Origin of the sequence: Caballeronia sp., assembly GCF_049581465.1 — a bacterium.
In the GTDB taxonomy this organism is placed as follows: Bacteria; Pseudomonadota; Gammaproteobacteria; order Burkholderiales; family Burkholderiaceae; genus Caballeronia.
In genome coordinates this window covers 1-12,265 of record NZ_JBAUSA010000012.1, presented here as the reverse complement: position 1 = coordinate 12,265, position 12,265 = coordinate 1, and the positions used below count along the sequence as shown (strand labels likewise).

At 60.1% G+C, this 12,265-nt stretch carries 12 protein-coding genes and 1 tRNA gene; 2 read left to right on the top strand and 11 right to left on the bottom strand.

Annotation, left to right across the window (positions count from 1 at the left end; translation table 11 throughout):
- Positions 1 to 60 precede the first annotated feature (60 nt).
- The 4 genes from WCA53_RS00265 to WCA53_RS00250 form a co-directional block, all read right to left on the bottom strand.
- A tRNA-Gln gene (locus tag WCA53_RS00265) sits at positions 61 to 137 on the bottom strand.
- A gap of 54 nt (positions 138 to 191) precedes the next feature.
- Positions 192 to 1,100: a 4-(cytidine 5'-diphospho)-2-C-methyl-D-erythritol kinase gene (gene ispE / locus WCA53_RS00260; protein WP_423903989.1), complete on the bottom strand. Its 909-nt coding sequence runs from the start codon at positions 1,098 to 1,100 to the stop codon at positions 192 to 194.
- 45 nt (positions 1,101 to 1,145) lie between these two features.
- On the bottom strand, positions 1,146 to 1,763 hold the full coding sequence (lolB, locus tag WCA53_RS00255) for a lipoprotein insertase outer membrane protein LolB (RefSeq protein ID WP_423903992.1): 618 nt from the start codon (positions 1,761 to 1,763) through the stop codon (positions 1,146 to 1,148).
- A gap of 11 nt (positions 1,764 to 1,774) precedes the next feature.
- Positions 1,775 to 3,652, bottom strand: a complete 1,878-nt coding sequence (locus WCA53_RS00250; protein WP_423903987.1) for a tetratricopeptide repeat protein — start codon at positions 3,650 to 3,652, stop codon at positions 1,775 to 1,777.
- 85 nt (positions 3,653 to 3,737) lie between these two features.
- Between WCA53_RS00250 and mutM the strand changes: the two genes are divergently transcribed.
- Positions 3,738 to 4,568, top strand: a complete 831-nt coding sequence (mutM, locus tag WCA53_RS00245; RefSeq protein ID WP_423903985.1) for a bifunctional DNA-formamidopyrimidine glycosylase/DNA-(apurinic or apyrimidinic site) lyase — start codon at positions 3,738 to 3,740, stop codon at positions 4,566 to 4,568.
- A gap of 5 nt (positions 4,569 to 4,573) precedes the next feature.
- Complete coding sequence (gene mutY, locus WCA53_RS00240) at positions 4,574 to 5,632, top strand: A/G-specific adenine glycosylase (protein ID WP_423903983.1); 1,059 nt, start codon at positions 4,574 to 4,576, stop codon at positions 5,630 to 5,632.
- Here the strand turns inward: mutY and WCA53_RS00235 are convergent.
- The 7 genes from WCA53_RS00235 to lptB all read right to left on the bottom strand — a co-directional run.
- Complete coding sequence (locus tag WCA53_RS00235) at positions 5,629 to 6,261, bottom strand: LON peptidase substrate-binding domain-containing protein (RefSeq protein WP_423903981.1); 633 nt, start codon at positions 6,259 to 6,261, stop codon at positions 5,629 to 5,631. The two genes, mutY and WCA53_RS00235, sit on opposite strands and share 4 nt — an antisense overlap.
- Positions 6,262 to 6,299: 38 nt before the next feature.
- Complete coding sequence (gene rapZ, locus WCA53_RS00230; protein WP_423903978.1) at positions 6,300 to 7,196, bottom strand: RNase adapter RapZ; 897 nt, start codon at positions 7,194 to 7,196, stop codon at positions 6,300 to 6,302.
- Positions 7,197 to 7,264: 68 nt separating this feature from the next.
- Positions 7,265 to 8,233, bottom strand: a complete 969-nt coding sequence (hprK, locus tag WCA53_RS00225; RefSeq protein WP_031357600.1) for an HPr(Ser) kinase/phosphatase — start codon at positions 8,231 to 8,233, stop codon at positions 7,265 to 7,267.
- Positions 8,234 to 8,397: 164 nt separating this feature from the next.
- On the bottom strand, positions 8,398 to 8,853 hold the full coding sequence (gene ptsN / locus WCA53_RS00220) for a PTS IIA-like nitrogen regulatory protein PtsN (RefSeq protein WP_423903976.1): 456 nt from the start codon (positions 8,851 to 8,853) through the stop codon (positions 8,398 to 8,400).
- A gap of 412 nt (positions 8,854 to 9,265) precedes the next feature.
- Positions 9,266 to 9,622 (bottom strand): ribosome hibernation-promoting factor, HPF/YfiA family, encoded by a 357-nt coding sequence (hpf, locus tag WCA53_RS00215; RefSeq protein ID WP_423903974.1) that lies wholly within the window; start codon positions 9,620 to 9,622, stop codon positions 9,266 to 9,268.
- 178 nt (positions 9,623 to 9,800) lie between these two features.
- A complete protein-coding gene (locus WCA53_RS00210; protein ID WP_423903971.1) occupies positions 9,801 to 11,318 on the bottom strand; it encodes an RNA polymerase factor sigma-54 in 1,518 nt (505 codons plus the stop codon).
- A 175-nt stretch (positions 11,319 to 11,493) separates the two neighbouring features.
- Positions 11,494 to 12,265, bottom strand: a 772-nt coding sequence (gene lptB / locus WCA53_RS00205) for an LPS export ABC transporter ATP-binding protein (RefSeq protein WP_423903968.1), incomplete at its 5' end; no start/stop codon positions are given.

Here is a 12,265-nt window from a genome sequence, read left to right as displayed (position 1 = left end):
CGTCACTGCTCATCGTGCACCTGTTCTTGGCTGGGGCGAGAGGAAAAACGCGAGAAATTATGGCAGGGGAAGAAGGATTCGAACCTTCGCATGCTGGAATCAAAATCCAGTGCCTTAACCAACTTGGCGACTCCCCTACACTAACTCTGAGTCTTGCCGGGAGTGTAAGACAAACCCAACAAAACAAAACTTTATGACGCGAAAGCGAAGAGAGGATGCGAATCCAGGCTTTCGGTCACTGCGCTTTTCCAGTTTGCCGGGAGTTTGGCTTGCGCCATCTCCGCTTCGGCTTTGCTACGAAAAGCGGCGAACACGCTCGCTCCAGATCCGGTCATTCGCGCAGGGCGGAGGTTGTTTAACCACTCCAGCACATGCGCTACTTCCGCGTACTTTTCAACCACAACTGCCTGCATGTCGTTTCGGCCGAAGCTGTCGGGCCAATTCGCGTCAGAACTATGTTGTGCAAGAAAGTCCGTCATTATGAGGACTTCTGAGTCCCTTGTCAACGCTTTCTCAGAAAAAATCGCGGCTGTGGGGACATGTACCGCAGGAGTCACCACCAGGAAAAACCGCTTCGGCAATTCAACGGCTTGCAGCGCCTCACCAACGCCTTCCGCAAACGCATTTTGCCCGAATACAAAAAATGGCACATCGGCGCCGAGTTTAAGGGCCAGTTCCTGCAACGATTCCCGCGATAAATTCACATTCCACAGCCGGTTCAGCGCGAGCAAGGTGGTCGCAGCATCGGAACTGCCGCCGCCCAGGCCTGCGCCCATCGGCAGATGCTTCTCAATTTCGATATCCACGCCGAAAGCGCTATCCGTATGGCTTTGCAGCAGACGCGCCGCACGTACGACAAGGTCGTCGGCTTCCGGCACGCCGGGAACGTCAGTCTTGCGCGCGATCACGCCGTCGTCGCGACGGGTGAAATGCAGCACGTCGCCCCAGTCAAGCAACTGGAATACGGTCTGCAGGGCGTGATAGCCGTCCGGCCGCCGTCCCGTGATGTGCAGGAACAAGTTGAGCTTCGCCGGCGCGAGGCAACCGCGCAATGAAGGCTCGGGAAGCGGACGCAATGGGTTCGTTGAGGTTGACGGCATGCTTTCTAAAACGGGCATTACAGGCGGCGGCTAATCCGCCAGGAGCTATTGGTCGAGCACGAGTTTGATGTCGAGCGACGGTTCAGTGCGCGTCAGGTTCACGCGTTTCACGCCGGTGGCGGGCGCGTCGGCATAGGCCACATAGTCTATGGTCCAGCCGTCCTGCTTGATTTCCTTCAACCGGCCAGTTCCGGACGATGGATCCATCGTCGTGCGCGCACGCGAAGTCGGCGCCGGTGATGGTTGCAGCCAATACCGCAAGCCTTCCACCGGGAGCGCGAAGCCCATGGTGTTCTGCATGAGTTGCGAGACGTTGTCGGCGGTCTGCGGAGCGCGGTTCGGCAACTCCAGCATGGCCGACGACGGCGACGACGTCACGATCGCCAGCGTTTGTCCGAGCGGATTACGCAATTGCAGCGTGACCGTGTCGCCGGTTTCCTTCCAGTCGAAGTTGCCATACGCATTGCGTGGCTGGCCGTTCTGGTCGTTGTATTGCACCGAGAACCGACCGTGATAGGCGCGACTGGTCTGTGCCGTGACCTCGGTGGCCGCATTCGATGTACTCGGCACGCGGGGAGTGACCGCGCAACCCGACAGGACCACCAACCCTGCACCCACTAACGCCCACGCGCCACGACGCGTGGCGCCACTCATCCAATTCATCGGCATTGAAATCAAAGGTCGTTTACCTGGAATCGTTTGAGCGTTTTAAGGAGGGTGTCGTTACTGGGTTCGAGTTTTCTCGCTTCGCGCCAAGTATTGCGCGCTGCGTCCTGTTGCCCGTTCTTCCACTCGACCTCACCGAGATGCGCGCCGATTTCGGCATTTGGCTGCAAGTCGTAAGCCTTCTTCAAAATGGCGGCGGCTTCCGTCGGATTACCCTGCCGATACTTTGCCCACCCGAGGCTGTCCATGATGAACGCGTCGTTCGGAGCAAGAGACACGGCTTTCTCGATCAACTTCTCGGCTTCATCGATGCGCAGTCCGCGGTCGACCAGCGAATAGCCGAGCGCGTTATAGGCCTGCGGGTTTTCAGGCTGCTCCTTGATGAGCTTGCGCAACTGCACTTCCATAAGGTCGTAATGCGCGTTCTTCTCCGCCGACATGGCGTAGTCGTAGGTGATATCGGGGTCGTCGGGGAATTCCGCAGTCGCTTTCGCCAGCGCGTCTTCCGCCTCCTGATAGCGTTGCGCCTGGAACAGCAACGCGGCGTCCGTGCGCGCGAGCAACGCCAACTCGCGTGGATCGGAGGTTTGCAGATCGGCCAGCAACTGACGCGCTTCGTCGACCTTGCCCTGCTTCGCGAGCAACTGCGCGCGGGTCACTTGCGCCGGCAAGTACTGCTGGCTTGTACGCGGAATCTTGTCGAGCCATTGAGTGGCTGCCGCGTCGTTCTTCTGATCGAGCGCGAGCTGTGCGAGATAGATGTATGCCTGGCCCGGATCAGCGCCGGGCGTGGCCTCCGCGATCTTCGCGTACTGCGTCAGGTAATCCTGCGCCTTATCGAGCTGCTTCTTCTGCACGTTGATCAACGCGAGCGCCATCAGCGGCGTCAGATCCTTCGCGTCGTTCTTGTGCATGACTTCGAACTGCTTCTGCGCGTCGTCGAGACGATCCGCCGATAAATACAGTTGCGCCAGCGCCAGCCGCGCGTCGTGCGACTTCGGATTTTTCTCGAGGTACTTCTCGAACGAAGCGATGCCTTCCGTGCGCTCGCTCGGTCCCATCCGCGCGAGCGTCAACGCGGCCGGCAGATAGTCGGGACGCAACTGCAGCGCCTTTTCGAGCGATGCCTTCGCGCCCGGTTGATCGTCGGCGGCGAGTTGCTGGCGAGCGAGCGCGAGTTGCGTTTCCGGCCGGTCGAGATCCTTGCTGACCAGGTCCTTCAACACGTTCAGGCCGCCGACGCGATTCGGTCCGCGCGACAACAGGATCTGCAGCGAAATGATTGCGTCGCCGCGTTGATCTTCAGGCACTTTCGCCAGCTCGCTCGCGAGGATCGGCTGGGCATCCTCCGGCTTGCCGGACAGGATCAGGAGCGATGCACTCAACTGCGCCGCACGCTCGGAATTCGGCGAGAACTGCTGCCAAAGCTGGACGGACGTCAACGCGTCGCTGGGGCTCTGCGCCGCGATGGCAATTTCGGTCGCGCGCTGGGCAAAACGCGGGTCGTGCGTGTCGCGGGCAAGCGCTAGATAAGTCTGATACGCCGGCGCTGCCTGATTGCGCTGCAGCGCGACTTCCGCGGCCAGCACCTGGAACACAATCTGGCTGGTCGCCGCAATATTCGGCAAGTCCTGAATTTCCTTACCCGTAGGCGGCGCGGTGAGCATATCCGCTGCGCTAATGGCCTCAGCCTGGTCGTCGCCGGACTGCGGAAGCTGCGTAGAGTTCTGCCCGAAGGCGGGCGAAAGCGCCGAAGTAAGCGCGAACACGGTGGTCACGAGGGCCACCGCCGCCGCGATCCTGGATATGGGCTTACCGTACGGCGCGCTCGCTTGCGAACTCACGGCGTGCTGCTTCGACAACAGCTTAACGAAGGACAAGTTCATGGAACTCCGATCAATGTTTCGGTCGATTGTAACGCGGTCGCTACAATACGCGCACATCAGACAGCAAGTTGCAGACCAGTAAAATATGCCAGAGTTGCCGGAAGTCGAAGTCACACGACGTGGGATTGAAAAGTTTGTTGCCGGTCGCCGTGTCGAGCGGGTGGAAGTGCGCACGCCCGCGCTGCGCTGGCCGATTCCGCCGCATCTTGCGAAGACGCTCACGGCCCTGAAAATCGACCGGGTCGAGCGACGCGGCAAGTACCTGCTGTTTGAAACCGCTGAGGGTTGGCTCATCGTGCATCTCGGCATGACGGGTACGCTGCGCGTATTGCGCAATGTGCCGCGGCCGCCGGATGCAGCCAAACATGATCATGTCGATCTGATCTTCGATGAATTCATCCTGCGGTTTCGCGATCCTCGCCGCTTCGGCGCCGTGCTATGGCATGCGCGCACAGAGGGCGATGTCCTCGATCATCCGCTGCTTGCAGGACTGGGCGTGGAGCCTTTCACCCCGGCGTTTTCCGGCGCGCTGATGTTTCGGCAGACCCGGGGGCGCAAGGTCTCGGTCAAGCAGGCGCTGCTTGCGGGCACGATCGTTGTTGGCGTGGGTAACATCTATGCGTCGGAGTGCCTGTTTCGCGCGGGCATTCGACCGACGATTGCTGCCGGGCGGGTCTCGCTCGTGCGCTATGACCTGCTCGCCGATGCCGTGCGCACCATACTCGCGGCGGCTATTGAAAAGGGCGGAAGCACGTTGCGCGACTTCGTGGGTAGCGACGGTGAATCGGGCTACTTCCAGCTCGACTATTTCGTCTATGATCGCGCAGGCCTGCCGTGTCACGTGTGCGGAACGGCGATCAAGCAGATCGTGCAGGGCCAGCGATCCACGTACTTTTGTCCGCACTGCCAGCGCTGAATCCCATGCTCCAGCTCACCGATTTTTCCACGCGCCTGATCGCGTGGCAACGCGTTCACGGCCGCCACGATCTGCCCTGGCAAAACACGCGCGATGCATACCGTATCTGGCTGTCCGAGATCATGTTGCAGCAGACGCAGGTCGCGACGGTGATCCCGTATTACGCGCGATTCCTGGACCGTTTCCCGACGGTGGAAGCGCTCGCCGCCGCGCCGCTCGACGACGTGATGGCGCTCTGGGCCGGCCTCGGTTACTACTCTCGCGCGCGAAATCTGCACCGATGCGCCCAGGTCGTTTCCGCCGAACAGGGCGGCAAGTTTCCTGCGGGTGTCGACGAACTGGCGGAGTTGCCGGGCATCGGCCGCTCGACGGCTGCGGCGATTGCGTCGTTTGCTTTTGGCGCACGGGCGACGATCCTCGATGGAAACGTCAAGCGAGTGCTTGCGCGCGTATTCGGCATTGATGGTTTTCCGGGCGAAAAACGGGTGGAAAACACCCTCTGGACGTTGGCCGAATCACTGCTCCCTGACGCCGCTCACAAGGACGAAGTGACCGCGTACACGCAGGGGCTGATGGATCTGGGCGCGACTTTGTGCGTGCGTGGCAAGCCGGATTGCGGGCGCTGCCCGTTCGCCGTCGATTGCGTGGCGAACGTGATGGGCCGACAAAAGGAACTGCCCGCGTCGCGGCCGAAAAAGACCGTGCCGACGCGCAAGACGTGGATGCTGGTGTTGCAGGACGGGGCGAGCGTCCTGCTCGAAAAACGTCCGCCAACAGGAATCTGGGGCGGTCTGTGGAGCCTGCCCGAAGCCGCCGACGAAGACGCTTTGATGGCCGTCGCCCATAGTTTGGGCGCAGCGGCCGAGGTGCATCGGCTGAGTCCGTTCACGCACACTTTCACGCATTTCAAGCTGGATATTGAGCCGCGTCTCGCACGTGCTGACGGCGTGCCGGAGGCTTCGAGCAAATCGACCGTTTGGGCGCCGCTCGCGGATATCGATGCGTTCGGCGTGCCCGCGCCCGTGCGTAAATTGCTCGACGCCCTGCAAGGGTCGCTGATCTAAAGCAACTGATGTTGCTGCATGTAGTGATGCACGCAATCGATCCGCGCGCCCGCGTCTTCGATCTCCATCAACTTCTGGCGCGCGCGCATGGGAATGGGCAGGATTTCGGACAGACGGTTCGATACCCACGTCGGGTCGTCGAGGAGAAACGGTTCGGCGAAGGGTAATTCCTTCGGATCGCGCGCCTTGATCGACTCGATGATCCGCTCCAGCACCTCCGCGCACGCGCCGAACTTGGCCAGCGCCTGCACGTCTTCCAGTGGCGTATCGTCGGCGATGGTTTCCGCCACGCCCACCAGCAAATTGCTCGGCTCCACGCGATGCGACAACAGCCGGAAACGTTGCGTGCCGCGTGCCTGCACGAGCAACATGCCTAACGTGTCCACGTCGCATTGCGTGATCTCCGCCAGACATCCGATGCTTTCCGGAATTGACGGCTCGCCGGGCGCCGCGATTTCGTTGCCGCTTTTCAGGAGACACACGCCGAATGGCGTGCCCTCGCGCAAACACGCCCGCGCCATATCGAGATAACGCGCCTCGAATATCTTCAACGGTAGATGGCCGCCAGGAAACAGCACGGTGTGCAGTGGAAACAGCGGCAGGTCGGCGAGAAGGGGATTGGTGGACATCACGCGCATCTTTCTCAAAAAGGGCCGCCCGAAGGCGATCAGGTTGGCGAGGACGCGACGTGCCCATCGACGGGAATGGGTGCGTCGCGATGCCGCACGATAACGTTGGCCTTCTCGCCGAAGCGCGCGGCGAGCGCCTGGGCGATAAACACTGACCGATGCTGGCCACCCGTGCAGCCGATCGCAACCGTCAGGTAACTGCGGTTGTCGTCGCGAAATTGCGGCAACCATTTCGCGATGAACGTACCAATGTCGTCGATCATTTGATGCACCATCGGCTGGGCGGACAGGAAGTCGATCACAGGCTGGTCGAGGCCCGTCAGGGGACGTAGTTCGTGATCGTAATAGGGATTGGGCAGCGTGCGGACGTCGAAGACGAAATCGGCATCCAGGGGCACGCCGCGCTTGAACCCGAACGACTCGAACATGACCGTGAGACCGGCCGTCTCCTGCTCGACAAAACTCTTTACCCACGCGCGCAAAACGTTCGCACGCAGGTTGCTGGTGTCGATCTGATGGCCGAATTCGGTCAGCCCGGAAACGAGTTCGCGTTCATGTTCGATCGCTTCAGCGAGCGACGTAAGCAGACCGGCGCCGGCGTCGGCCGTCAATGTACCCGACAGCGGATGGCGGCGGCGCGTTTCGGAAAAACGCTGGATGAGCGACTGGGTGCTGGCATTCAGGAACAGCACACGCAGATCGAAGGCCTGCGAAAGATCGTTGATGATCGCGGGTACTTCGTCGAGGGAGCGGCTCGAACGCGCGTCGATCGCCACCGCGAGATGCGACTGGCCTTGTGTGTCGAGATAGGCTGCGAGGTCGGGCAAAAACCGCGGCGGCAGGTTGTCGACGCAATAGTAGCCCGCGTCTTCCAGCGCGTTCAAAGCGACCGATTTGCCGGAGCCGGAAATGCCGGTGATCAGGATGATGCGCATGAATGTCGACTCGTTCGCATGGGGCGTCGGGATTCAGTGCTGGCAGCGTTCGAAGCCCTGTCAGGCCGTCAGATCAGCTTGCCAGGAAACTGGCTTTCGGGATCTTGCATCGCGAGGCGCTGGCGATCCATGAAGTCACGCAAGGTATCGATACCCCGCAGTTGCAGGATCGTGTTGCGCACGGCGGCCTCAACCAGCACGGCGAGATTTCGACCGGCCGCCACCTGAATGGTGACCTTGCTGATCGGCAGGCCGAGCACGTCGACGGCCTGGCTTTCCAGCGGCAGCCGCTGGAACTCGCCATCGGGACGACGCACGAGCTGAACGATCAGCTTGAGCTTCATTTTTCGCCGCACGGCCGTTTCACCGAAGATGGTCTTGATGTCCAGCAACCCGAGGCCACGCACTTCGAGCAAATTCTGCAGCAGCGGCGGACAGCGTCCCTCGACAAAATCGGGTCCAAGGCGCACGAAGTCTACTGCGTCGTCCGCGACAAGACCGTGACCGCGGCTGATCAGCTCCAGCCCGAGTTCGCTCTTGCCAAGGCCCGAATCGCCGGTCAGCAGCACGCCCATGCCGAGGATGTCGAGAAACACGCCGTGGAGCGTCGCGCGTGGCGCGAGAATTCGCGACATATAGAGCCGCAAACTATCGATCACGGCCGCCGCCGACATGCGCGTGGTGAAAAGCGGGGTGGATGAACGGGTGCAGCGCAAAACCAGTTCCGGTGGCGCACCCACTTCGCCCGCCACTACCAGGAACGGCGGTTCGAGTGCGATCAGTTCGGCCATATTGCGCGAACGATCTTCGTCGGATTGACGTTGGTAGTAGGTGATTTCGGCGTCGCCGAGGACCTGGATACGGTTGGGGTGAATCAGGTTCAAGTGCCCGACGAGATCAGCGCTCGACGTGGCGTTGGCGACGGTTTCAGTAGAAAAGCCGCGCTCCCAGCCTTCGTGCCCCGTCAGCCAGCTGAGTTTCAGCGCGGCGGCGTTGTCGTCGAAAATACTCTGGGCGTTGATGCTGGATGTATCCATGAGGCCGAAACTCCGTGAGAGGCCAGGTGCGCGTTTTCTATCCGGAGGCCGATTGCGGCTTCTTTCAATACTCCGCTCATTACAACCGATTGTGCGCTAGAAGGCCGCCCAGCGCGAGAGGGCCGTCCGGCCTACGACTTACGAATCAGGCACAAGCCTGACCTTTAGGGCTGCCATTGCGTGAGCACTTTATACAGCGCTTCACGGTCTTCCTCGGTATGCAGGCGTTCGCGGGCTTCACGGTCAGACAGCAATTGCGCGATCTCGGACAGAATTTCGAGATGCTGTTGCGTCGCTTGCTCGGGCACGAGCAAGAAAATCAGCAACGAGACGGGCTGCCCATCCGGCGACTCGAATGCGATTGGCTCGGCCAGGCGCACAAACGCGGCTAGCGGCTGCTTCAGGCCTTTGATCCGGCCGTGGGGAATGGCTACGCCTTCGCCAAGACCGGTTGACCCGAGGCGCTCGCGCGCGAAAAGATTGTCGGTGACGGTGCTGCGTCCAATGCCGTTCTGATTCTCGAAGATCAGGCCCGCTTGCTCGAATACGCGCTTTTTGCTGGTGACGGACAGTCCGAGGACGACATTTTCGAGGGGAAGAAATTTGGCTAAACGATTCATGTTGGCAGGCAGATGCGTGGCCTGAATTCTCCTCAGCGTGGCGACGGCGGAATGGGCACGACGCGCTCACGATGATATTGGTAGGGAATCGGCGAAAGACCTGAGCCTCGCTTTATTCCGGTTGATAACCCCGATACTGCTCGGACCATTATAGAACAGCGCAAACGGCGATGGTGCGGCGCGCCATGGCATTGCACAGGTTTGTTGCTTTGAACGCAACGCCGCAAACGCTTGCCCGGAAGCCGCACGACGGAAATCCGCTGGCGACAAAAAAGCCGCCCTGATTAAGGCGGCTCCTGCCGGATACCGTGGTCCGGTCCAACTACTTCACTCGACTGTGCGCATCGGAAAATCCGGAGTCCGGTGCGCACATCAAACCGCTTGAATCACTCCTCTAAACGTCTAGAAGACCTCACGGCGCCGGAACCTCGACTTCTTCATGGGGTTCGTACTTCATGGTGGCGTGGGCATGACCCTGGATCTTGGCCTTGTGGCGAAGAACCTGCCGGTCCAGCTTGTCGACCATCAAATCGATCGCCGCGTACATATCTTCGTCACAACTTTCGATGAAAATGTCCTTGCCCTTGAGGTGCAAGTTGATTTCAACTTTCTGCCGCTTGTCCTTTTCCCTATGACTATCGACCGAGAGGACCACACTGCCATCGATCACCTGATCGAAATGCCGAAGCACTCTATCCAGTTTGGTGATCACATATTCTCGCAACGCAGGCGTCAATTCGAGATGGTGTCCACTGATCTGCAGATTCATAGTTGCTCTCCAAGCTAATGGCCGCCTGGGTCGTTCGTACGCTACGGAAACCGGCCGGCTGTGTGCGTTATGCGTACCGTTTGGTCGAGCGGTCTAACGCATGAACGAGCCACAAGGGGCCAGCACGTTCGCATATTCGCGATGCGGCCGGTACGGGCCCGCCGCGATATGCAACGGGCTACAGAGACTTGCGCAGATTCACTGCCGGAATTCTCAGGGCTTCGCGATATTTAGCGACTGTGCGTCGCGCAACCACGAATCCTTGTTCCGCCAGCAATTCGGCGATTCGGCTGTCTGAAAGAGGAGATTTTGAGTCTTCCGCTCCTATCAGTTGTTTGATGAGAGCCCGGATCGCCGTAGACGATGCCGCGCCCCCCGTGTCGGTAGAAACATGTGATCCGAAAAAGTACTTGAACTCAAGAGTCCCAAACGGGGTGAGCATGTACTTGCCGGTTGTCACACGCGATACGGTGGATTCGTGTAAACCCAGCGTATCAGCAATCTCCCGCAAAACCAAGGGCCGCATTGCAATTTCACCGTGCGCAAAAAAGTTCTTCTGACGCTCCACAATGGCTTGTGCGACACGAAGAATTGTTTCGAATCGCTGCTGGATATTCTTGATCAGCCAACGCGCTTCCTGGAGTTGCTGACGCAATGATCCGCTGCCCGGATCGCCGCGATTGTTGCGCAAAATATTGGCGTAGAGGTGATTGATTCGAAGACGCGGGACGATTTCCGGATTCAATTCGGCGCTCCAGCCGTTCGCCATCTTGCGTACAAGAATATCCGGGACCACATAATCGGCCTCGCTCTTGCCAAACGCGGCCCCCGGAAACGGTTCCAGCGAGCGAATCAGCAAATGGGCGTCGCGCAGGGCGTCGTCGGTGGCTTTGAGCTGTTTTCTCAAGCGCGTGAAATCGCGTGCCGCAAGCAATTCAAGATGGTTCATCACGATATCGAGCGCCAGCGTGCGAATAGGCGATGCGTCGAGTCGCAGCAACTGCAATTTCAGGCACTCGGACGCCGACCGCCCGCCTACGCCCGGGGGATCAAAACTTTGCAGCAATGCGAGCGCTGCGCTGAGCTCATCGACATCGACTTCCAACTCATCGGGCAAATCCGCCTTCACTTCCTCCAGCGAGGACGTCAGGTAACCATCTTCATCGAGCGATTCGATCAGGAACGTGATCAACGCGCAGTCGCGATGATTCGCCTGCGTCATGCGCAACTGCGATGTCAGGTGGTCGCGCAGCGTGGTCGTGGATTCGTGGATTTGCAGGGGCGGCAGATCGTCGTCCTCGGAACCGGAATTCGAGCGTCCGTAGTCCTCCAGATTCCACGAACTCGATTCGGAACTGTTATCCGACCCCATGCCGTTGTATTCGTCGACACCCTGTGGATCGCCGTTTTCCGACCGGTCGGTCGTGGACGTGCTGCTCGACGACGAACTGTTGTTCATCATCGGTTCAGGCGTCGATGCCGACGACCCGGTTGTGATCAGCGAGCCGTCTGCTGCGACGCGCAACGGGCTGGTGGTCCAGTCGTCCTCGTTTTCGAGCAGTGGGTTCTGCGCGACGGCCATGGCGACTTCTTGCTGCAGTTCGAGCGTCGACAACTGCAGCAGCCGGATGGACTGCTGAAGTTGTGGAGTGAGCGCAAGATGCTGCGACAGGCGAAGTTGGAGGCTGGCTTTCATGGCAAAGTTTTATTCATTGTAGAGAGTTTGCCACGGGCGCGAAACCTCGCGGGGTTCAGCCAAAAAGACATGTGCCGCCTCGCGGGCGGCACAGGGGGCGCAACAGACTCTGCAGCCACTCCCATAATCGGCGCCGCAAGCCCTGCCGCGCCGGCCCGGATGCAGCTTCGTGCGGCTACATGCGGAAATGTTCGCCGAGATAGACGCGCCGCACGCTCTCATTCTGGATGATGTCGCTCGGTGCGCCTGCGGCGAGCACGCTGCCGTCGCTGATGATGTACGCGTGATCGCAAATGCCGAGCGTCTCGCGCACGTTGTGGTCGGTGATCAGCACCCCGATATTTCGCTGCTTCAGGAATTTAACGATCTTCTGGATTTCCAGCACGGCAATCGGATCCACGCCGGCGAACGGTTCGTCGAGCAGGATGAACGCCGGATTCGTGGCGAGCGCCCGCGCAATTTCCACCCGACGCCGTTCGCCACCCGACAACGACAACGCCGGATTGCCCCGAAGGTGAGCGATCTGGAGTTCGTCGAGCAGGGCTTCCGCGCGGTTCGTGATGGCGTCTTTCGAGAGGCGGTTGTCGTTCTCGTCGGTCTGCAGTTCAAGCACCGCACGAATGTTGTGCTCGACCGAAAGTTTGCGGAACACCGACGCTTCCTGCGGCAGATAAGACAGCCCGAGGCGAGCGCGCTTGTGGATCGGCAAAAGGCTGATCGAAGTACCGTCGAGCAGGATTTCGCCGGCATCGAGCGGCACCAGCCCCACGATCATATAAAACGACGTGGTCTTGCCCGCACCGTTCGGCCCAAGCAGTCCGACCACTTCGCCGCTTTTCACGTCCAGCGATACGTCCTTGACGACCGTGCGCGCGCCGTAGCGTTTCTTCAGGTTGCGGACGGTGAGCGAGCTGCTCGTACCGGCCGGCTTTCGATGAGGCATGGCG

Excerpts from the sequence above, each read along its gene's own strand:
- ispE (WP_423903989.1), bottom strand. The coding sequence starts at position 1,100 with ATGCCGTCAACCTCAACGAACCCATTGCGTCCGCTTCCCGAGCCTTCA.
- lolB (WP_423903992.1), bottom strand. The coding sequence starts at position 1,763 with ATGAATTGGATGAGTGGCGCCACGCGTCGTGGCGCGTGGGCGTTAGTG.
- WCA53_RS00250 (WP_423903987.1), bottom strand. The coding sequence starts at position 3,652 with ATGAACTTGTCCTTCGTTAAGCTGTTGTCGAAGCAGCACGCCGTGAGT.
- mutM (WP_423903985.1), top strand. The coding sequence starts at position 3,738 with ATGCCAGAGTTGCCGGAAGTCGAAGTCACACGACGTGGGATTGAAAAG.
- mutY (WP_423903983.1), top strand. The coding sequence starts at position 4,574 with ATGCTCCAGCTCACCGATTTTTCCACGCGCCTGATCGCGTGGCAACGC.
- WCA53_RS00235 (WP_423903981.1), bottom strand. The coding sequence starts at position 6,261 with ATGTCCACCAATCCCCTTCTCGCCGACCTGCCGCTGTTTCCACTGCAC.
- rapZ (WP_423903978.1), bottom strand. The coding sequence starts at position 7,196 with ATGCGCATCATCCTGATCACCGGCATTTCCGGCTCCGGCAAATCGGTC.
- hprK (WP_031357600.1), bottom strand. The coding sequence starts at position 8,233 with ATGGATACATCCAGCATCAACGCCCAGAGTATTTTCGACGACAACGCC.
- ptsN (WP_423903976.1), bottom strand. The coding sequence starts at position 8,853 with ATGAATCGTTTAGCCAAATTTCTTCCCCTCGAAAATGTCGTCCTCGGA.
- hpf (WP_423903974.1), bottom strand. The coding sequence starts at position 9,622 with ATGAATCTGCAGATCAGTGGACACCATCTCGAATTGACGCCTGCGTTG.
- WCA53_RS00210 (WP_423903971.1), bottom strand. The coding sequence starts at position 11,318 with ATGAAAGCCAGCCTCCAACTTCGCCTGTCGCAGCATCTTGCGCTCACT.